The 17,923-nt window shown below is 59.3% G+C and carries 20 protein-coding genes and 2 pseudogenes; 10 read left to right on the top strand and 12 right to left on the bottom strand.

Going from position 1 to position 17,923, the window contains the following annotated elements; genetic code table 11:
- Nucleotides 1–279 precede the first annotated feature (279 nt).
- Entirely contained in the window at nt 280–1,494 is a 1,215-nt protein-coding gene (locus IC37_RS18090) for an aldose 1-epimerase family protein (RefSeq protein ID WP_030129125.1), read from the top strand.
- Nucleotides 1,495–1,500: 6 nt separating this feature from the next.
- On the opposite strand, the pseudogene IC37_RS30995 reads toward IC37_RS18090, so the two are convergent.
- The 3 genes and pseudogenes from IC37_RS30995 to IC37_RS18080 form a co-directional block, all read right to left on the bottom strand.
- Nucleotides 1,501–1,872: pseudogene (locus IC37_RS30995) on the bottom strand (magnesium chelatase); the annotation flags it as partial.
- A gap of 84 nt (nt 1,873–1,956) precedes the next feature.
- Nucleotides 1,957–2,859, bottom strand: a pseudogene (locus tag IC37_RS18085) (YifB family Mg chelatase-like AAA ATPase); the annotation flags it as partial.
- Nucleotides 2,860–2,981: 122 nt separating this feature from the next.
- A complete protein-coding gene (locus IC37_RS18080; protein WP_030129124.1) occupies nt 2,982–3,167 on the bottom strand; it encodes a hypothetical protein in 186 nt (61 codons plus the stop codon).
- Between the two features lie 249 nt (nt 3,168–3,416).
- Between IC37_RS18080 and IC37_RS18075 the strand changes: the two genes are divergently transcribed.
- Both IC37_RS18075 and IC37_RS18070 read left to right on the top strand, forming a co-directional pair.
- Nucleotides 3,417–3,695 carry a type II toxin-antitoxin system RelE/ParE family toxin gene (locus IC37_RS18075; protein ID WP_081729302.1) on the top strand — a complete coding sequence of 93 codons (279 nt, stop codon included), beginning with the start codon at nt 3,417–3,419 and terminating at the stop codon, nt 3,693–3,695.
- Nucleotides 3,696–3,703: 8 nt separating this feature from the next.
- The gene (locus tag IC37_RS18070; protein WP_030129123.1) at nt 3,704–4,009 is read left to right on the top strand and encodes a HigA family addiction module antitoxin; all 306 of its coding nucleotides are present in this window, start codon (nt 3,704–3,706) and stop codon (nt 4,007–4,009) included.
- Between the two features lie 53 nt (nt 4,010–4,062).
- Here IC37_RS18070 and IC37_RS18065 read toward each other — a convergent pair whose 3' ends face one another.
- Both IC37_RS18065 and IC37_RS18060 read right to left on the bottom strand, forming a co-directional pair.
- On the bottom strand, nt 4,063–4,584 hold the full coding sequence (locus IC37_RS18065; protein WP_030129122.1) for a Bro-N domain-containing protein: 522 nt from the start codon (nt 4,582–4,584) through the stop codon (nt 4,063–4,065).
- A 482-nt stretch (nt 4,585–5,066) separates the two neighbouring features.
- Nucleotides 5,067–5,333, bottom strand: a complete 267-nt coding sequence (locus IC37_RS18060; protein WP_007894783.1) for an accessory factor UbiK family protein — start codon at nt 5,331–5,333, stop codon at nt 5,067–5,069.
- Between the two features lie 417 nt (nt 5,334–5,750).
- Between IC37_RS18060 and glnK the strand changes: the two genes are divergently transcribed.
- From glnK to sutA, 4 genes are all read left to right on the top strand, one after another.
- Nucleotides 5,751–6,089, top strand: a complete 339-nt coding sequence (gene glnK / locus IC37_RS18055; protein ID WP_002555808.1) for a P-II family nitrogen regulator — start codon at nt 5,751–5,753, stop codon at nt 6,087–6,089.
- A 35-nt stretch (nt 6,090–6,124) separates the two neighbouring features.
- Nucleotides 6,125–7,462, top strand: coding sequence for an ammonium transporter (locus tag IC37_RS18050; protein ID WP_030129121.1), 1,338 nt, complete (start codon nt 6,125–6,127; stop codon nt 7,460–7,462).
- A 214-nt stretch (nt 7,463–7,676) separates the two neighbouring features.
- Entirely contained in the window at nt 7,677–8,102 is a 426-nt protein-coding gene (locus tag IC37_RS18045; protein WP_030129120.1) for a secondary thiamine-phosphate synthase enzyme YjbQ, read from the top strand.
- Nucleotides 8,103–8,206: 104 nt separating this feature from the next.
- Nucleotides 8,207–8,530, top strand: a complete 324-nt coding sequence (gene sutA / locus IC37_RS18040; protein WP_030129119.1) for a transcriptional regulator SutA — start codon at nt 8,207–8,209, stop codon at nt 8,528–8,530.
- A gap of 218 nt (nt 8,531–8,748) precedes the next feature.
- On the opposite strand, the gene IC37_RS18035 is transcribed toward sutA, so the two are convergent.
- The 6 genes from IC37_RS18035 to IC37_RS18010 are packed head-to-tail and all read right to left on the bottom strand — an operon-like array spanning nt 8,749 to nt 13,365.
- Complete coding sequence (locus IC37_RS18035) at nt 8,749–9,453, bottom strand: HAD family hydrolase (RefSeq protein WP_030129118.1); 705 nt, start codon at nt 9,451–9,453, stop codon at nt 8,749–8,751.
- Nucleotides 9,450–10,349 carry a tyrosine recombinase XerC gene (gene xerC / locus IC37_RS18030; RefSeq protein WP_095920365.1) on the bottom strand — a complete coding sequence of 300 codons (900 nt, stop codon included), beginning with the start codon at nt 10,347–10,349 and terminating at the stop codon, nt 9,450–9,452. Before xerC ends, IC37_RS18035 begins: the two co-directional genes overlap by 4 nt.
- Nucleotides 10,350–10,351: 2 nt before the next feature.
- Nucleotides 10,352–11,077 (bottom strand): DUF484 family protein, encoded by a 726-nt coding sequence (locus IC37_RS18025; protein WP_030129117.1) that lies wholly within the window; start codon nt 11,075–11,077, stop codon nt 10,352–10,354.
- 13 nt (nt 11,078–11,090) lie between these two features.
- Nucleotides 11,091–11,921, bottom strand: coding sequence for a diaminopimelate epimerase (gene dapF / locus IC37_RS18020; protein ID WP_030129116.1), 831 nt, complete (start codon nt 11,919–11,921; stop codon nt 11,091–11,093).
- A 4-nt stretch (nt 11,922–11,925) separates the two neighbouring features.
- Complete coding sequence (gene lysA, locus IC37_RS18015) at nt 11,926–13,173, bottom strand: diaminopimelate decarboxylase (protein ID WP_030129115.1); 1,248 nt, start codon at nt 13,171–13,173, stop codon at nt 11,926–11,928.
- Between the two features lie 9 nt (nt 13,174–13,182).
- Complete coding sequence (locus IC37_RS18010) at nt 13,183–13,365, bottom strand: lipoprotein (protein WP_030129114.1); 183 nt, start codon at nt 13,363–13,365, stop codon at nt 13,183–13,185.
- Between the two features lie 369 nt (nt 13,366–13,734).
- Here IC37_RS18010 and cyaY point away from each other — a divergent pair, with 369 nt between their 5' ends.
- From cyaY to rnk, 3 genes are all read left to right on the top strand, one after another.
- A complete protein-coding gene (gene cyaY, locus IC37_RS18000) occupies nt 13,735–14,067 on the top strand; it encodes an iron donor protein CyaY (protein WP_030129113.1) in 333 nt (110 codons plus the stop codon).
- 4 nt (nt 14,068–14,071) lie between these two features.
- A complete protein-coding gene (locus tag IC37_RS17995; protein WP_081729300.1) occupies nt 14,072–14,290 on the top strand; it encodes a DUF1289 domain-containing protein in 219 nt (72 codons plus the stop codon).
- A gap of 268 nt (nt 14,291–14,558) precedes the next feature.
- The gene (gene rnk, locus IC37_RS17985) at nt 14,559–14,969 is read left to right on the top strand and encodes a nucleoside diphosphate kinase regulator (RefSeq protein ID WP_030129112.1); all 411 of its coding nucleotides are present in this window, start codon (nt 14,559–14,561) and stop codon (nt 14,967–14,969) included.
- Nucleotides 14,970–14,975: 6 nt separating this feature from the next.
- Here the strand turns inward: rnk and IC37_RS17980 are convergent, their stop codons facing one another.
- On the bottom strand, nt 14,976–17,822 hold the full coding sequence (locus tag IC37_RS17980) for a class I adenylate cyclase (RefSeq protein WP_030129111.1): 2,847 nt from the start codon (nt 17,820–17,822) through the stop codon (nt 14,976–14,978).
- Nucleotides 17,823–17,923 lie beyond the last annotated feature (101 nt).

Here is a 17,923-nt window from a genome sequence, read left to right as displayed (position 1 = left end):
CCTGCGAAAGCTTAGTGGGCGATCGCAGAGGGCGGCGGGGGTAGCCATTTCATTATTTGATCTCGGGTGTTCACAGATACTGTGTTCGCCGCAGATCTACGGTGGGAGCGGGCTTGCTCGCGAAGGGATCGACCCAATTCAGGATTTGCCCAAATCTGCGGATCAATTCCTCTCTAGTTGCCTTCCTTGGCATTTAGCACCAGCGTCTCGATTTTTATGCTTGCTGAAACGTTTCTTCAAGTTTATAAAAATGGCACAACTCCAAGAAAGGCTGCTGCCATGACCCCGCTCAAACTCTTTGTTGCCCTCAGCGCACTGTCCGCTGCCTCCCAAGCCATGGCTTGGGACTATGTCCTGCTCGACACTGATAAAGCCGCCCAGAACTGGCAAATCACCAGCCAGCAACTCGGCGTAAAAACCGACAAACCCTTCAGCGTCACCCTGCGCACCTTGCACGGCGGGCGGCAAGAGGGCGTCAGCATCGTCGACATCGATAACGGCACGATGAAGCTCTCGGTGGTGCCCACTCGCGGCATGAACGTCCTGCAAGCGTCTGTAGGTGACGTGCGCATGGGCTGGGATTCGCCGGTCAAGGAAGTGGTCAATCCATCCTTCATCGAACTCAACGGCCGTGGTGGCCTGGGCTGGCTGGAAGGTTTCAATGAACTCGTCACCCGCTGCGGCTACGAATGGGTCGGTCACCCCGGCATCGACAACGGCGAACTGCTGACCCTGCATGGTCGCGCCGCCAACATCCCTGCGAACAAAGTTACCCTGCACATCGATGAAAAACCGCCGTACGCCATCACCCTGCGCGGCGAGCTGAAAGAACAGGCGTTCAAGAAGGTCGACTTCTCGGTCGCGACCGAGCTGGTCACCGAACCTGGCAGCGTCGCGTTCGCCCTCAACGACACCCTGACCAACAACGGCGACTATCCGAAGGAATACCAGGCGCTGTATCACAGCAACTTCAGCACCCCGTTCCTGGAGCAAGGCGCCCGCTTCGCCGCGCCGGTGAAACAGGTGTCGCCGTTCAACGACAAGGCCAAGGGCGATCTGCCCGACTGGCAAACCTACCGCGCACCGACCAAGGACTACGACGAAACGGTCTACAACGTGGTGCCGTATGCCGATGCCAAGGGCGATACGTTGACCGTGCTGCATAACAAGGCCGGCAGCCTGGGCGTCTCGGTCGGCTTCAACACTCAAACACTGCCCGTGTTCTCCCTGTGGAAAAACACCGATACCCAAGGGCAGGGCTATGTCACGGGGCTGGAGCCGGGGACGAGTTTTTCCTACAACCGTCGGTATCAGCGGCCATTGAACCTGGTGCCGACGATTGCGCCGAAGGAACAGAAGCAGTTCCGCATCAGCTATAGCTTGTTGTCGGATAAAGCGGCTGTGGATAAGGCGTTGAAGCAGGTGAGCGAGATTCAGGGTGGGCGGGAGACTGAGGTGCGGCAGACGCCGTTGGTTGATCTCACTAAGGGGTGATGCTGACTAGAGTGTTGTCGGCCGATATTGCAGCGCTTCGGCCAAGTGCTCACGGGTGATGCCATCGACCTGCTCAAGGTCCGCCAGAGTGCGAGCAACCTTGAGCAGTCGATGGGCCGCTCGAAGGGACAAGGTCAGCCGTTCACACGCCGTTTCCAACCAGGTTTCGTCAACTGTGGATAACTTGCAGTGTTTGCGCAGGCCCGGTAAATCGAGGAATGCATTGGCACAGCCTTGGCGTTTCTGTTGCCGCTCTCGTGCATCGGCGACCAGCTCGGCGGCGGTGGCAGTGTCGTCGCCGGGTTTCAGCGCAGGATTTAACGCCGTGGCTTCGCGAGCAACCGTCAGGTGCAGATCAATGCGGTCCAGCAGTGGCCCTCATAGGAATTTGCATCAACCCACAGTCCTGCAGCCGCTCAGCAGGTATAGATAAAATTACGTAAAAAGCAAAAGACCGAGCTCATCGAGGAACAACACGCCATGGTGGGCGAGGGTGATTTCGCCAGGTTGCGGTTTCGAGCCACCGCCCACCAGTGCCGGGCCTGAAGCGGAGTGGTGTGGCTGTCGGAAGGGGCGCTGCGGCCAATGACTCAACGGCACACAACTGGCGACGGATTGAATCGCCGCGACTTCCAGCGCTTCACTCTCGGCCAATGGCGGCAACAGGCCAGGCAGACGACTCGCCAACAGGGTTTTCCCTGTTCCTGGCGGTCCGCTGAACAGCAAGTTATGAGCTCCTGCCGCTGCAATCAGTAACGCGCGCTTGGCCGCGAGTTGCCCCTGCACTTCGTTCAAGTCGGGATAGGGTTTGCTGGCGTAGAGCAAGCCATTGGAAGCGTAGGGTTCGATGGGCGTATGGCCATTGAAATGCGCGACCGCCTCTAGCAAATGATCCACCGCAATCACTTTCAGACCCGAAGCCAGGCAGGCCTCCTCGGCATTCGCCCGCGGCACCACCAGCGTGCGCCCGGCCTTGCGCGCTGCCAGCGCCGCCGGCAACACACCCCGAACCGCCCGCACAGCGCCCGACAACGCCAATTCTCCCAGGCACTCCACGTCATCCAGCGTCAACGTTGGCACTTGCACACTGGCCGACAGAATCCCCAAGGCAATCGCCAGATCAAACCGCCCGCCGTCCTTTGGTAAGTCGGCAGGGGCGAGATTCAAGGTGATGCGCCGTGCCGGAAATTGCAGCCCTGAATTGATGATCGCGCTGCGTACCCGGTCTTTGCTTTCCTTCACCGCTGCCTCGGGCAGTCCGACCATGGATAGCGACGGCAAGCCGTTGGCCAGATGCACTTCTACGGTAACGGCGGGCGCTTCCACGCCGACCTGGGCGCGGCTGTGGACGATGGATAGGGACATGGTCGTTCCTTGAGCTGACGGGGAACCGCTTCCTGCGGTTTTTGAAGGGTAGCTGGGGAGTGAGGGTTTAGCGTGGCGGCAAGGGAAGGAAACTTTCGCAGGATGTTGCGAGTTTTGGTGAGCTAATTCGGGAGCTTCGTCAGGCTCGTGCCTGCAAGCCAGCCACTCGGTTCAAGTTCTTTGCCCTGAGCAGCGGCGACATCAAAAAAGCGGCGTTGATTGACCGATACGCTCCTGGCTAACCGGAGTGCCTCAGCGTGATATTCAGCGACGAGTAACTGTCTGGCTTTTTGTTTTTTGGATTTCATAGCGACCTCTTTTGGCTTTGTAGATTGGTTTTTTTGGTCAATCAGCTTAAGCGGTGGACACGGTTTTGATGCAATGGGAATTGGCGCTTGTTTTTGTAGGACTCGGCTGGATTTCGAAGCCTTCTGAAGGGCGCAGGTAGTCTTTTTCCTAAAGTTTTGAAAGGGTGGCCAAGAATCGCAACACCGCGTTTGCATAAGTGAATTCAGGTTATACACTCAAGATTAATGCATAACGTTAAGCTTTAAATTATGATCGTTAGCTTTAAGTGTTCTGAGACCGAGTACCTGTTTCGCAGCGGAAAGACCCGTATGTGGTCAGCCATTCTGAGTGTCGTGGAACGAAAGCTGACGATGCTTGATGCTGCTGCCGTGCTGATGGACCTTCGATCACCACCAGGCAATCGATTGGAGGCGCTGGAAGGAAATCGAAAAGGTCAGCACAGCATTCGCATCAACGCTCAATGGCGAATTTGCTTTGTTTGGGGGCTTAACGGACCAGAGAATGTCGAAATCGTCGATTATCACTGAGGTGAGTAATGACTAAGAATGGTATGCGCCCGGTTCACCCTGGCGAGATCCTCAAAGAGGAATACCTGGAGCCTCTGAGCCTTACGGCTGCAGCCTTGGCCAGAGCGTTGAGCGTTTCGACGCCTACGGTGAACGACATCGTGCTTCAGCGTCGAGGTGTCAGTGCCGATATGGCTCTAAGGCTATCTATCTGCCTGGACACGACTCCCGAGTTTTGGCTGAACCTGCAATCGACATACGATTTGCGAAAAGCCGAGATCGAACGAGGGGCTGCGATCCGGGATCAGGTTGAGCGGCTCCCGCACTGCGCCTGAACCACTGCTCCTGAACGAACCCCACGCGATAAACGTGGGGTTTTTTTTGTCGTTCAGAATGCCTGGAGTATTCGTGACGCACGCTTCCACCATGGAGCATTGACCGTACTTCGCGGTCGTTCCTCATTCGGCAGTAGCTGCGGAACATCCTGCAACCGAATCCACGGCTGGTTATTCCAGTGCAGCAAACTCAACGACATCTCCGGCCAATTGAGCAGGCTCAGAATCGGGCGTTCGGTTGAGGTGGGTTGTTGGGCGTCTCTGAGGGCTGGTACCACGTTGTGGGTCAGCCATTCGCGCAGGCCTCGGTATTCGGGGCAGTAGTGGTAGACCAATAACGCGTATATGCCGGATTCGCTGACCAGCAGTGTGTTTTCGACAGTGCCGTGGATGAGCATTTGCATGCTCTGGTGTTGATCGGGATCGAGTTTTCGTAGCGCTCGTTCGTCCAGGAATAGCCTGAGTAATCGGCCGAGGTCGCGGGCGCAGAACCAGGGTTGGTTTTCCAGAAGGAGGGCGTGGAGGTGGCGTTTGTGGCGGGTGAAAATGTGGGGGATTAGATAGTTTTCGTCCATGGTGCAGTTCTCGGGATCAAATGAAGAAAACTGCCTCTGATCGTCGCCAAACGAAAAGGGTGGCAGCCATGCGCGGGTTGGCGAACCGGTGACGCCCGAAAACCGGCAGACCCGAAGGTCTCCCACGCATAGCCGCCATAATTCGAGATGGGAACAAATTCCTCGGTCGAATGTGGTCGCGGTGCGTCGGGGTCTTCCGGGTCGCCAAACCCAGTGCTGAATATTCAGCAGAAGGTGAGCTTAAGAACCGGGGCCTGGCGGCGCAATCGGACGGCGGTGGTGTTCTTTGTAGGACGTTGCCGGGATGTTTGCGGGGCTTAAGATCAAAAGATCGCAGCCTTCGGCAGCTCCTACAGAACACATTGAATGATCGTTCCCACGCTCTGCGTGGGAATGCATCCCGTGACGCTCTGCGTCACATCTGGAGCGGAACGCGGAGCGTCCCTGGCGGCATTCCCACGCAGAGCGTGGGAACGATCAGGTTACTCGGCGTCAGCAGGTGGATTGAGCTTCGCTTCCAGCTCCGCCACTTTCGCTTCAAGGCTCTCCAGCCGTGCCCGGGTCCGTGCCAGCACGACCATCTGGCTATCAAACTCTTCCCGACTCACCAGGTCCAGTTTGCTGAAGCCGCTCTGCAACAGAGCCTTGAACTGGCTTTCGATTTCGCTTTTCGGCAGTGGAGTGTCGCCGCTGAAGAGGCGGGAGGCGGTGCCGCTCAGGGCATCGAGGAAGTCTTTGGGCGCGAGCATGGGAAATGTCCTGTCAAACAATGGCGGGCAGTGTATCACGCAGTGTCTATAGTCAATCTCGGCGGCTGCGATGCACGCTTTTCGCGCATAGGGATGGACGGTATCGCACTGTTGTTGTGCGTAACCGTTGCGTCAATCGGGCGAAAGGGCTTGAGGTAGCGGCCAAGGGATTGAAATCAATGGGTTTTTGATAGATGGCAAGCTTTCTGCTTAGTCGCTGGTGACCCATGCACTGATGCAGTCGCTGTGACGAATGCAGTGCGCCAAGCGAAACGGGGGAAGTTTCGTGCGGAGTGGTTCGCTGGCGTCGGACGGGCAGGTAAGGCCGACGATGCGTTACAAAGCCAGGCACTGCGCTTAGACTTGAGTCGGGTTTGTTTTCCTGGGGCAAGTCCACCAATTCGGGAGAGAGTTTTCATGAAGCTAGTCACTGCCATCATCAAGCCGTTCAAACTGGACGACGTGCGCGAGTCGCTGTCCGAGATCGGCGTGCAGGGCATTACCGTTACTGAGGTCAAAGGCTTCGGTCGGCAGAAGGGTCATACCGAGCTGTATCGCGGCGCGGAGTACGTGGTCGATTTTCTGCCCAAGGTGAAGATCGATGTCGCCATTGACGACAAGGATCTGGACCGGGTTATCGAGGCGATAACCAAGGCCGCCAACACCGGCAAGATCGGTGACGGCAAGATCTTCGTGGTCAATCTGGAACAGGCGATTCGCATCCGTACCGGCGAAACCGATACCGACGCAATCTAAGCCGCCACAAACCCAACGCCCCAGGAGAAAACAATATGACTCTGCGTAAAATCGCAGGGCTAGGAGCCCTGTTGTCCCTCGTAATGCCCGGCCTGGCCATGGCGGCAGACGAAGTGGCGGCCCCAGTCCTCAATTCCGGCGATACCGCCTGGATGATGACCTCGACAGCCCTTGTGCTGTTCATGACCATTCCCGGTCTCGCGCTGTTCTACGGCGGCATGGTTCGCTCGAAAAACATTCTTTCCGTGATGATGCAGTGCTTCGCCATTACCGGTCTGATCAGCATTCTATGGGTCATTTATGGCTACAGCATTGCGTTCGACACCACTGGCATGGAGCAGGGCGTCGTCAACTTCAACTCGTTCTTCGGCGGCATGGGCAAGGCGTTCCTCGCCGGTGTCACGCCTTCGAGCCTGACCGGTCCCGCGGCGCTGTTCCCTGAGGCGGTCTTCATTACCTTCCAGATGACTTTCGCCATCATCACCCCAGCGTTGATCGTCGGTGCTTTCGCCGAGCGGATGAAGTTCTCCGCCATGCTGATCTTCATGGGCATCTGGTTCACCCTGGTTTACGCGCCGATTGCGCACATGGTCTGGTCCGGCAACGGCGGCCTGATGTGGGACTGGGGCGTGCTCGACTTCGCCGGCGGCACCGTGGTGCACATCAACGCCGGTGTGGCCGGTCTGATTGCCTGCCTGGTATTGGGCAAGCGTAAAGGTTTCCCGACCACCCCAATGGCTCCGCACAACCTCGGCTACACCCTGATGGGTGCCGCGATGTTGTGGATCGGCTGGTTCGGCTTCAACGCCGGTTCCGCTGCCGCCGCCAACGGCACTGCCGGCATGGCGATGCTGGTCACCCAGATCGCCACCGCTGCTGCGGCGCTGGGCTGGATGTTTGCCGAGTGGATCACCCACGGCAAACCAAGTGCACTGGGTATCGCTTCGGGTGTTGTGGCCGGTCTGGTTGCAATCACTCCGGCGGCAGGCACCGTGGGCCCGATGGGCGCTCTGGTAATCGGTCTGGCGGCGGGTGTGGTGTGCTTCTTCTGCGCAACCACCCTGAAACGAAAACTCGGTTATGACGACTCCCTGGATGCCTTCGGCGTACACGGTATCGGCGGTATCCTCGGCGCAATCCTGACCGGTGTGTTCGCGGCACCGGCCCTCGGTGGCTTCGGCACCGTCACCGACATCGGTGCACAAGTCTGGATTCAGTGCAAAGGCGTGGGCTTCACGGTGATCTACACCGCGATCGTCACGTTCATCATCCTCAAGGTCCTGGACGCTGTCATGGGTCTACGTGTCACCGAGGAAGAAGAAGCTGTCGGCATCGATCTGGCGCTTCACAACGAACGCGGCTACAACTTGTAAGCACGCGCATGAAAAATTTGCCCGGCTTGCCGGGCATTTTTTTGTCCGGGATTTGTCAGTGAAGGAAGGGCTGAAAGGTTTTTTCTTACACGTTCGGTCGCGTTTACGACGGGCGTTTTTCTGCGGCCAATGGCTTACACGATTGAAGGAATATTAGGGCCTTTGTTTTTTCCCAGAGCGCGCTAGAATGCGCCCCGAACGTGCGGAGAACTGTATGTGGCAACAGACTCTGATTACCCTGCGAGCACGGCCCCGGGGCTTTCATCTGGTAACGGACGAATTACTCGCCGGCTTGCCTGAACTCAAGGCGTGTCGGGTCGGTCTGTTGCATTTGTGGCTACAGCATACCTCGGCGTCGTTGACCATCAACGAGAACGCCGATCCGGCGGTAGGTCGCGACTTCGAACGATTTTTCAATCGTCTGATCCCACAAGGAACAGACGGCTATGAGCATAACGACGAAGGCCTGGACGACCTCCCGGCGCACTTCAAGGCCAGCGTACTTGGCTGTCAGCTCAGTTTGCCGATCTCGGCAGGCCGACTGGCGTTGGGGACCTGGCAAGGTGTTTATCTGGGCGAGCACCGTGATCACGGCGGTGCCCGTAAAGTCCTCGCCACCGTGCACGGTGAAGGGGCATGAAAACCGCTGGTTACCAGCGGTGGTTGATTTTTTTCCGGCAGCCGTCGACAGACGGCAAAGCTGGGCTATAACTAATCTGCTTTTCGCAAGTCATGAGGTAGAACATGAGCGACGATGATCTGGAAAACGACGACCTCGAAGTAGGCGACGAAGACGAAACCGAAGAAGGCCTTGAAGCGGCGGCAGAAGACGTTGCTGAAGATGACGGTGGTGATACGCCCGTTCCAACTGCCAAAGGCAAGGCCAAGGCTGCGGTGTCGGTCGATGAGCTGCCGAGCGTCGAAGCCAAGAACAAGGAACGCGACGCCCTGGCCAAGGCCATGGAAGAGTTTCTGGCACGGGGCGGCAAGGTGCAGGAAGTGGAGGCCAATGTGGTCGCCGATCCTCCCAAGAAGCCTGATAACAAGTACGGCAGCCGGCCTATCTAAGCGCCTGCTTCTTGCTTGCTGAAAAAGCCCGCCGTCGCTGCGGGCTTTTTCATGGGTGAAACAAAAGTCATGAGCAGGGCGCGATCCAATGTGGGAGCGGGCTTGCTCGCGAAAGCGGTGTGTCAGCCGACATCAATGGTGGCTGATGCGCCCCCTTCGCGAGCAAGTCGAATCGTCGCACCACCGCTCCCACAGTGTATTTGTGTACTTACACAGGATTAGTGTTGGGCGTTCCAGCGGGCCAACAACCCTGGCAATTCGTTCAGGCTACGAATCTCGGCATCCGGCGCCTTCTCGGCTTCCCACACCTTGCCCGCCGGGTTAAACCAGATTGCCCGCAACCCCGCCTGCTGGGCGCCGGCAATGTCATCGCCAGGATGGTCGCCGATATGCACCGCTGTCTCGGCGGTCGCGCCGCCACGCTGCAGTGCTTCATGAAACAATCGCGCATCGGGTTTGGCGATGCCGATGTCTTCGGCGCACAGGGCAAACTTGAAGTAATCCGCCAGCCCCAATCGACGCACATCGGCGTTGCCGTTGGTGACCACGCCAAGCGCATAGTGATTGGCCAGAATTTCCAGGGTCGGTTGCACCTCCGGGAAGATCTCCAACTGATGTCGCGCATGCAGAAACACTTCGAAACCCTGATCGGCCAGGTCGGATGCTTCGGTATGTCCATAACCGGCTTCTTCCAGCGCATGGAACAACACCCGCCGACGCAGGGCACTGATGCGGTGCTTGAGGCTCGGTTCGTTGCTCAGCACTCGCTCGCGTATCGACCACAGATGCTCCACCGGCACCGCGCCCAGGTTCGGGGCGTGCTCGGTCAACCATTCACGCAATACGATTTCGGCGCTGGCGATCACTGGGGCGGTATCCCACAGGGTGTCGTCGAGGTCGAAGGTGATCAATTGGAGGGTCATGAATCATCGCCTTTAATGCGTTTGGCCCGTGGATGGGCACTGTCGTAGACCGTCGCCAGGTGCTGGAAGTCCAGGTGGGTATAGATCTGGGTGGTCTTGATGTCCGAGTGTCCGAGCAGTTCCTGCACCGCGCGCAAATCCTGAGAGGACTCCAGCAAATGGCTGGCGAAGGAGTGTCGCAACATGTGTGGGTGCAGGTTCTGCCCCAGTTCGCGCTCGCCGGCAGCCTTGACCCGCACCTGAATCGCCCGTGGACCGAGGCGCCGGCCTTGCTGGCTGACAAACACTGCGTCGTCCGCCGGGTTGGTCATGGCTCGTAGCGGCAGCCACAACTCCAGCGCTTCGCGAGCCTTTTTGCCCACTGGCAACAGCCGGGTCTTGCTGCCCTTGCCAAGCACCTGGACCATTCCATCAGCCAAATCCAGCTGATCGAGGTTGAGCCCGGTCAGTTCCGAAAGTCGCAGGCCGGAGGAATAGAACAGTTCCAGAATCGCCTGATCCCGACGCGCGAGAAAATCATCCTCCACGGCGCCTTCAAGTAGTTGCAGCGCGCGGTCAGTGTCGAGGGTCTTCGGCAGGCGGTGTTCACCCTTGGGCGGTGCCAGGCCATTGGCCGGGTCGTGATCGCACAGACCTTCGCGGTTCAGATAGTGATAGAGCCCGCGTACTGCCGACAGCAGCCGCGCCAGACTGCGAGACGATTGACCTTGGGAATGCAGGCGAGCGATCAGGCTGCGCAGGCGCTGGATGTCCAGCGCGGCCCAGCTGTCGATGTTCTGTTTGACGCACCAACCCAGCACTTTGTCGAGGTCGCGGCGGTAGGCGTACAGCGTGTGCGGCGACACCTGCCGCTCACTGCGCAGGTGTTCGCAGTAAGCGTCCAGTTGTCGTTCCATGGTCAGCGTACCGAGCGCAGGGAGCTGTTGACCCGTGGCAGCACACGGCCCATGACTTCGGCGATGTAACTCAGGAACAGCGTACCCACCGAGCTCTTGTAGTGCTGCGGATCGCGGCTGGCGATGGCCAGAACGCCGTGGATGCCCTGATAGCTGATGGCGACGACGGCGGTGGAGCCGATCTGCTTGCGCTGTTCTTCGCCGAACAGGAAGTCCAGTTCATGTTCGCGCAGACTGCCACAGACGCTTTTGTCTTCGGAGAGCAAGCCGCCGATGGCCGTTTGTGCTTCGGCATGTGTGACCCAGCGGCCCACCGGCATCGGGTTGTCGCCCAGCAAAATCAGGCTGACGAAGGGCACCTGGAAGTCTTGGCGCAGGCTGTCTTCGACGCTGATTACCACGTCCTCCAGGCTAGTAGCGTCCATCAGCGTGAGAATCAGGCGGCGGGTCTTGTCGAACAGTCGGTCGTTGTCGCGGGCTACGTCCATCAAGTGCGAAAGGCGGTGGCGCAACTCGATGTTGCGGTCGCGCAGGATGGTCATCTGACGTTCGACCAGCGAAATGGTGTCGCCGCGCTGGTGCGGTATGCGCAGGGCCGGGAGCAATTCTTCGTGCTCGATGAAGAAATCCGGATGAGCCTCCAGGTACGCGGCAATCGCCGCCGCCTCAAGGCTTTCGGAAGGAGATTCGTCGGGCTGCAGGGCGGGAACCTGGGGCTTGTCGGTCATGGATTTCGCTCACTCAAAGACGCACTTGTCCTTCGTATATGCGCACTGCCGGGCCGGTCATCATGACCGGTTGACCAGGGCCTGCCCATTCAATGGACAGACGCCCGCCGGGCAGGTCGATCAATAGCGGCGAATCCATCCACCCCTGACTGATCGCGGCCACTGCGGCAGCACAGGCGCCGGTTCCGCATGCCTGGGTTTCCCCGGCCCCGCGTTCCCAGACGCGCAACTGCGCACGGCTCCGGTCGATGACCTGGAGAAAACCGACATTGACCCGCGCCGGGAAGCGCGGGTGATGTTCGATTTTCGGCCCCAGTTCATGCACCGGTGCGTTGTTGATGTCGCTGACCCGCAACACGGCATGGGGGTTGCCCATGGACACCGCGGCCAGTTCGACCGTGGTGCCGTCGACGTCGACCTGATAGCTCAGGGCCTGGCTCGGGGCTTCGAACGGAATCTCGGCCGGCACCAGGCGCGGGGCGCCCATGTTGACGCTGATCTGGCCATCGTTGCGGATGTCCAGTTCGATGATGCCGCTTTTGGTCTCGACGCGAATCAGCCGCTTGGCGGTCAGGCGCTTGTCGAGCACGAAGCGGGCGAAGCAGCGCGCACCGTTGCCGCACTGTTCCACTTCGGAGCCGTCGGAATTGAAGATCCGATAGCGGAAATCCACGTCCGGGTTGCTCGGCGCCTCGACGATCAGCAACTGGTCGAAACCGATCCCCGTGTGCCGATCGCCCCAAAGCTTTGCGTGTTTTGGCAGGATGTGCGCGTGCTGGCTGACCAGGTCGAGAACCATGAAGTCATTGCCCAGGCCGTGCATCTTGGTAAAACGCAGCAGCATGGTTTTACTCCGGCAGCAGGCTTTCGCCAGCAAACAACTCGGCTACCGTCTCACGGCGACGCACTTCAAACGCCTGATCACCGTCCACCAACACTTCAGCGGCACGGCCGCGGGTGTTGTAGTTGGAACTCATGACAAACCCATAGGCACCGGCCGAATGCACGGCCAGCAGATCGCCTTCTTCCAGAGCCAGCTGACGATCCTTGGCCAGGAAGTCGCCGGTTTCGCAGATCGGGCCGACGATGTCGTAGGCGCGAGCGGCGCTGTTGCGCGGGCGCACGGCGGTGACGTCCATCCAGGCTTGATAAAGCGCCGGGCGGATCAGGTCGTTCATGGCCGCGTCGACGATGGCGAAGTCTTTGTGTTCGGTGTGCTTGAGGTACTCGACCTGGGTCAGCAGCACGCCGGCGTTGGCGACGATGAAACGGCCCGGCTCGAACACCAGCGCCAGGTCACGACCGTCGAGACGCTCGCGCACGGCTTTGATGTAGTCGGCAGCCAGTGGCGGCTCTTCATCGCGATAACGCACGCCCAAACCACCACCGAGATCGATGTGGCGCAGGTAAATGCCACAATCGCCGAGGCGGTCGACCAGGCCCAGCAGGCGGTCGAGGGCGTCGATGAACGGCGGCAGGGTGGTCAGCTGCGAACCGATGTGGCAATCGACGCCGACCACTTCCAGGTTAGGCAGTTGCGCGGCACGGACGTACACATCTTCGGCGTCGGCGATGGCGATGCCGAACTTGTTTTCCTTGAGACCGGTGGAGATGTACGGGTGAGTGCCGGCATCGACGTCCGGGTTCACGCGCAACGAGATAGGTGCGCGAACGCCCAGCTCGGCGGCCACCACTTGCAGGCGTTCGAGCTCATCGGTGGACTCGACGTTGAAGCAATGCACGCCGACTTCCAGCGCCCGACGCATGTCGTCACGGGTCTTGCCGACGCCGGAGAACACGATCTTGTCAGCACTGCCGCCAGCGGCCAGTACGCGCTCCAGCTCGCCACGGGAAACGATGTCGAAACCGGCGCCCAAACGCGCCAGGACATTCAGTACACCCAGGTTGGAGTTGGCCTTGACCGCAAAGCACACCAGGTGCGGCATGCCGGCCAGCGCATCGGCGTAAGCCAGGTATTGGGCTTCGATGTGGGCACGGGAGTAAACGTAGGTCGGTGTACCAAAGCGTTCGGCGATGGCGGACAGGGCAACACCTTCCGCGAACAGTTCACCGTCACGGTAGTTAAAAGCGTCCATAGCGTTCCCTTAGTAGACGTCGTGCTTGTGTGCCTTGGAGGCAGGCTGCTGTTGCGAGGACTTGGCCTGCTCGGCAGGATCCTGGTTCTCATCAGGCAGGTACAGCGGGCCTTTTTGACCACAGGCCGATAATAAGCTGACAAAAGCGACGAGCGAAGCGAGCGCAGCAAGGGAAGAGATCAGGCGCTTCATGGCGAAATCCTTGAAAATGCGTTAATTGCGCCGGAGTATACCGGCCACCCGGCAGCTTGCCTATGCGACGCACCTCCCGTCCGGCGGGGCTTGGCACGATGTCGGTCAGTTATGTGCAGTCCATTGTGGGAGCGGGCTTGCTCGCGAATGCGGTCATTCATTCGATATTGATGTCGACTGACACGGCGCTTTCGCGAGCAAGTCGGATCGCCGCACCGCCGCTCCCACAATGTATTTTGGCGCTATCAGGTCTTGCGTCGATATTTCATAACGCTAGCGAGCCCTTGGTGGTTATCCTTTGCAATCACCGGGGCTCGCCCGTATCTTGCGGCGCTTGAGCGTGAGTAGACACTTTTTGAGGTTCCCGCAATGAGTTTGACCGAAGCCCGTTTCCACGACCTGGTCGATGCAACCCAGCAGTCGCTGGAGGATATTTTTGACGAGAGTGGCCTGGATATCGATCTGGAGAGCTCGGCCGGTGTGCTCACCGTCAAGTTCGAAAACGGCAGCCAATTGATCTTCAGTCGTCAAGAACCGCTGCGTCAGCTGTGGCTGGCGGCGGTATCCGGTGGCTTCCACTTTGATTACGACGCAGAAAGCGAGCGCTGGATGTGTGACAAGAGTGAAGAGCAGCTCGGTGAGATGCTTGAGCGCATCGTCAAACAGCAAGCCGACGTCGAACTCGATTTCGAAGGTCTGTGAGATCGTGACCCAGCCTGCACCCGTTCGTCCGCCCAAACCGCTTTACAGCAATGTCAGCCCGGCGGTGCCTTCGCCGTGCAGCGGTGTGTGTCGGCTGGATGAACAGAAGGTCTGCCTGGGGTGTTTTCGCCATGTCGAAGATATTCGCGAATGGCGCTCGGCGGATGATGAGCGGCGGCGAGTGATTTGCGCGCAGGCTGTTCAGCGCAAAGCCTTGGCATAAGGGCTTTTGTGGCGAGGGAGCTTGCTCCCGTTCGGTTGCGAAGCAGCCGCAGGATTTTTAGGGCCGCTTCGCGCCCCAGCGGGAGCAAGCTCCCTCGCCACAGGCTCCTCCGCAAGTCTTAAGGGGCCGTGGTCGCCCCTGACTTGTATATTTATTGAGCTGTGATAGTGTCCAGAGACGCCTCAACCCATCGAGGCTCGTGAAAACCCCGCCTTTTTCTGGCGGGGTTTTGCTTTTTTCGTGCAGAAGAAAGGAGTCTGCCCTGATCATGACCGCACCTTCCATCACCCTTACCCGTCTGGACGTACAACGTCTGGAGCGCCTGATCGACAGCCTGGATGACACGCTGCCGGGCGTTATCGCGCTGCAAACCGAACTGGATCGCGCCGATACCCTGGTCGGTCACGAAGATGTGCCAGCCGATGTCGTGACCATGAACTCCCGTGTGCATTGCCGTGAAGAAAGCAGCGGCAAGGATTATCATCTGACCCTGGTTTACCCCAAGGATGCCAACGCCGACGAAGGCAAGATTTCCATCCTGGCGCCGGTCGGCAGCGCGTTGCTGGGGCTTAAGGTTGGTCAGCACATCGACTGGCCGGCACCGGGCGGCAAGACCTTGAAACTGACCCTGCTGGAAGTCGAATCGCAGCCTGCTCATGGCGGCGACTTCCCGGAATGAAACCCCTCAGACCTGCTTGAGCGCCTCGTTCAGTGCGCGTTCCAGGTCGGCCTTGTAGCGCAGATACAGCTGGCTTGAACCCTGACCATCACCGAGCAGGCCCGACAGGTCCAGGTCGGTGATGTAGCAGCGATAGCGTTCGCTCCCGCGGCGCTGCTCGACGATTTCCCGGGCGACTACGCTGAACAGTTCGTCGCCATGTTCCAGCTCTGAAAATTCCCGCTGATTGCAATACAGAGTGACCTGCACCTGCCCTGGTGCAGCTTTGCCGACGATGGCCTGCACGTCATAGAACGGTTTGTTGACCGGCGTTTGCGGCGCCGGCCGGGCTTCGACCCGACGCGCCCGTGCGGTACCTGAAGGCAACAACTGGTAATACAAAGTATCCAGGCTCAGTGGCTGGGCTGCATCCATCGGCAGCAAGGCATCGCGCCGGTACTGGATCGATTGCAGGAAGCGTTGCAGCGGCACCAGCAGGCTTTGTTCGTCGTGATAGGGCAGGCGCTGCTGCCACAGAGCATTGAACTCATCCAGTACGTACAGATCGGCTTGGTGTTCGTTGATCCGGTAGAACACTTGGACGCAATCGGGTTGTCCCATGGGCAGGATCAGCGCCAGATCGTGGTCTTCCAGTGCCATCGGGTCCAGATGAAACGGGCTGTAGCTCGCCAGTTCTTCGCCGAGGTAGTCGAACAGCGCTGGCAGGGTGGCGAGGGCGACGTGATTGACCTGGCCGGGCACCAGTTCCAGCACGTGGTAATGCTGCTGGACCTGAATCAGGTAGCGATGATTGAGTTTGCTTAGCAGCAGGTTCTGCGCGGTGTCGAGGATTTCTTCTACTCGCCGGGCAATGAATTGCGCGCGGTTGTGGCAGAAGCAACGCACCCGCAGCTTGGGCTGTCGTGGCCCATCCGGCAGGTCGTTGAGGTAATCGCGCAGGCAGTCGAGCAGGGCGTGGGGGCCGTCAAAACGGCTGACCAACACCTCGTTCCAGCTGTTGAGTGTGACCTGGTCCAGGGTCAGCACCAGGTTTTCCCGCACGCCGGCATAGCTCAAGGAGTCGGTGCGTTCGGTGGTCATCAGGATGTTCAGGTCGCGATGGTGCCTGAGCGGATCGACGCCGACGTTCACCAGAATCAGTATTTCGCTCGGCACACTGGCGCGCAGCAAAGGCTCTTCGGCGACGGTGGTCAGGGGCAGGGCAATGCTTTGTTGCAGGCTGCCGAGCAAGTTGAACAGTTCGAACTCGCTCAAGTCGCTGGTGCCGGGGTGCAGGGCCAGACGGGTGCTGCTGTCGATCACGCCGTTGCGGTGGCACCAGGTGAGTAGTTCCAGTAACTGACGACTGCGCTTGATCGGCGAGAAATGCTCCCACTCGTGGACGGTCAAACTGCCGTTGTACAAACCCCATTGGGTTTGTCCCGGTTCTTTTTTGTTTGGGGCCTGCACCAGCGTCAGGGTGTCTTCGGCGAGATCGGGGGCGATGCCCGGGTTGATGAATTCGACCTTGTCGGCCTTGCGCTCGAAGGTCGCGTACAACCGCCGGCCCAGCACATTGAGGTCGCGCTTGTTGATCAGGCTGACAGTCTGCTCGTTGCGGGCAAACTGCGTCAGAAAGCGGTAGCTGTAATTCAGCTCGCCGACCAGGGCTCGGCGTTCGGCGCTGACCTGGCGGACTTTCCATTGGCTGCGACTGTCGAGCAACGCGAGCTGACGCGGATCCCAATGCCATTCGTGGGCCAAGCGTTCGAGCAACGAACGCTGCCAGCTCTGGGTGCGACCGCTGCTGCCGGTGAGTTTGCGATTGACCTTCAGGTACAGCGCGCGGCGAACCAGCTCCAGCCGTTCCGGTTCGCCCCGGGCCGTGAGATATTCCTCGATGCGCCGGTAAACCACGACGTATGGATCCAGTTCGTCGAGATCCAGTCGATTGGCAAACACCGCCTGCTTGAAACGCAGGCTCAGGCAGTGGACCTTGGGGTGTTCGCTGGCGTAGACCTCGGTCAGCAGCAGTTTGAGCACTGATTTGTACGGTGACTCGATGCCTTTGAACAATTGCCAGAGCCCGGCACCGATGAACTCCCCGGGCGGGATATACGACAGATGCCCCAGGTCCAGGGTTTCGTCGGCACGGATGAAGCGCTTGGATAACAGCGTGTGGGTATAACGGTCGTACGCCGCCTCTTCATAAACCGGCACCAGCCACCAGATGGGTGTACGGCCAGCCAGCCAGATAGCGGTGCGGTAGAACTCGTCCAGCAGCAGGTAGTGCTGGGTGGTGCCGCAGTCTTCCGAACTCAGTTGGGTATCGCGCTCGCCGAGCACGAAGCGCGCAGGGTCGATCAGGAAAAAATGTGCCTCGGCCCCCTGGCTGGCGGCCCATAGCTCAAGCAACTGGCATTTCTTGCGCAGCTCAGTAAGCTCGCTTTCGCTCAAGTCCGGCCCGTGACAGACCCATACGTCCATGTCGCTCTGATCGGCCTGGGCCAGGGTGCCGAGGCTGCCCATCAGGAACAGGCCGTGAATCGGTCGCGGCGGATTGCTGCCGTGGCGCGGCTTGTAGGAAAACGAGCGGGTCAGGCGCTGGGCTTCGGCGAGGGCGTTTGCATCAGGTTCGAAATTCGACAGCCCGGCTGGAGTGCTGCCCGAGACGTAACCCGGTAATAGCGGATGATTGACATGGAAAAACAGCGGCAGCAGGGTCAGCACCGTTTGCTGGCGGGTCGACAACCCTTCCATGGCACGGGCCATGCGACCCTCGTTGAGCTTCAGAAAACGGGCACGCAGCTGGCTGAGAACCTTGCGGTCGATTCCCTCGTCCAGATCGGGGCGGATTTCATGGGTGCGGGTCATGTCAGCTCAATCCGGCTCGCGGGGCTCGGACGTGGGAGGGCTCGGGATGAGTGGCAGTTTAGCGCCTCGGCTCCGGGACTTTTCAGGTGATTTTGTATTTC

This window comes from Pseudomonas sp. QTF5, assembly GCF_000512695.2.
In the GTDB taxonomy this organism is placed as follows: domain Bacteria; phylum Pseudomonadota; class Gammaproteobacteria; order Pseudomonadales; family Pseudomonadaceae; genus Aquipseudomonas.
This window is presented reverse-complemented; position numbering and strand designations above follow the sequence as displayed.

Coding starts and splice junctions, on each gene's coding strand:
- sutA (WP_030129119.1), top strand. CDS start 8,207: ATGAGCGACGATGATCTGGAAAACGACGACCTCGAAGTAGGCGACGAA.
- IC37_RS17980 (WP_030129111.1), bottom strand. CDS start 17,822: ATGACCCGCACCCATGAAATCCGCCCCGATCTGGACGAGGGAATCGAC.
- IC37_RS18080 (WP_030129124.1), bottom strand. CDS start 3,167: ATGAAATCCAAAAAACAAAAAGCCAGACAGTTACTCGTCGCTGAATAT.
- IC37_RS18045 (WP_030129120.1), top strand. CDS start 7,677: ATGTGGCAACAGACTCTGATTACCCTGCGAGCACGGCCCCGGGGCTTT.
- xerC (WP_095920365.1), bottom strand. CDS start 10,349: ATGGAACGACAACTGGACGCTTACTGCGAACACCTGCGCAGTGAGCGG.
- lysA (WP_030129115.1), bottom strand. CDS start 13,173: ATGGACGCTTTTAACTACCGTGACGGTGAACTGTTCGCGGAAGGTGTT.
- IC37_RS18025 (WP_030129117.1), bottom strand. CDS start 11,077: ATGACCGACAAGCCCCAGGTTCCCGCCCTGCAGCCCGACGAATCTCCT.
- dapF (WP_030129116.1), bottom strand. CDS start 11,921: ATGCTGCTGCGTTTTACCAAGATGCACGGCCTGGGCAATGACTTCATG.
- IC37_RS18090 (WP_030129125.1), top strand. CDS start 280: ATGACCCCGCTCAAACTCTTTGTTGCCCTCAGCGCACTGTCCGCTGCC.
- IC37_RS18065 (WP_030129122.1), bottom strand. CDS start 4,584: ATGGACGAAAACTATCTAATCCCCCACATTTTCACCCGCCACAAACGC.
- IC37_RS18060 (WP_007894783.1), bottom strand. CDS start 5,333: ATGCTCGCGCCCAAAGACTTCCTCGATGCCCTGAGCGGCACCGCCTCC.
- IC37_RS18075 (WP_081729302.1), top strand. CDS start 3,417: ATGATCGTTAGCTTTAAGTGTTCTGAGACCGAGTACCTGTTTCGCAGC.
- IC37_RS18035 (WP_030129118.1), bottom strand. CDS start 9,453: ATGACCCTCCAATTGATCACCTTCGACCTCGACGACACCCTGTGGGAT.
- cyaY (WP_030129113.1), top strand. CDS start 13,735: ATGAGTTTGACCGAAGCCCGTTTCCACGACCTGGTCGATGCAACCCAG.
- rnk (WP_030129112.1), top strand. CDS start 14,559: ATGACCGCACCTTCCATCACCCTTACCCGTCTGGACGTACAACGTCTG.
- IC37_RS18070 (WP_030129123.1), top strand. CDS start 3,704: ATGACTAAGAATGGTATGCGCCCGGTTCACCCTGGCGAGATCCTCAAA.
- glnK (WP_002555808.1), top strand. CDS start 5,751: ATGAAGCTAGTCACTGCCATCATCAAGCCGTTCAAACTGGACGACGTG.
- IC37_RS18050 (WP_030129121.1), top strand. CDS start 6,125: ATGACTCTGCGTAAAATCGCAGGGCTAGGAGCCCTGTTGTCCCTCGTA.
- IC37_RS18010 (WP_030129114.1), bottom strand. CDS start 13,365: ATGAAGCGCCTGATCTCTTCCCTTGCTGCGCTCGCTTCGCTCGTCGCT.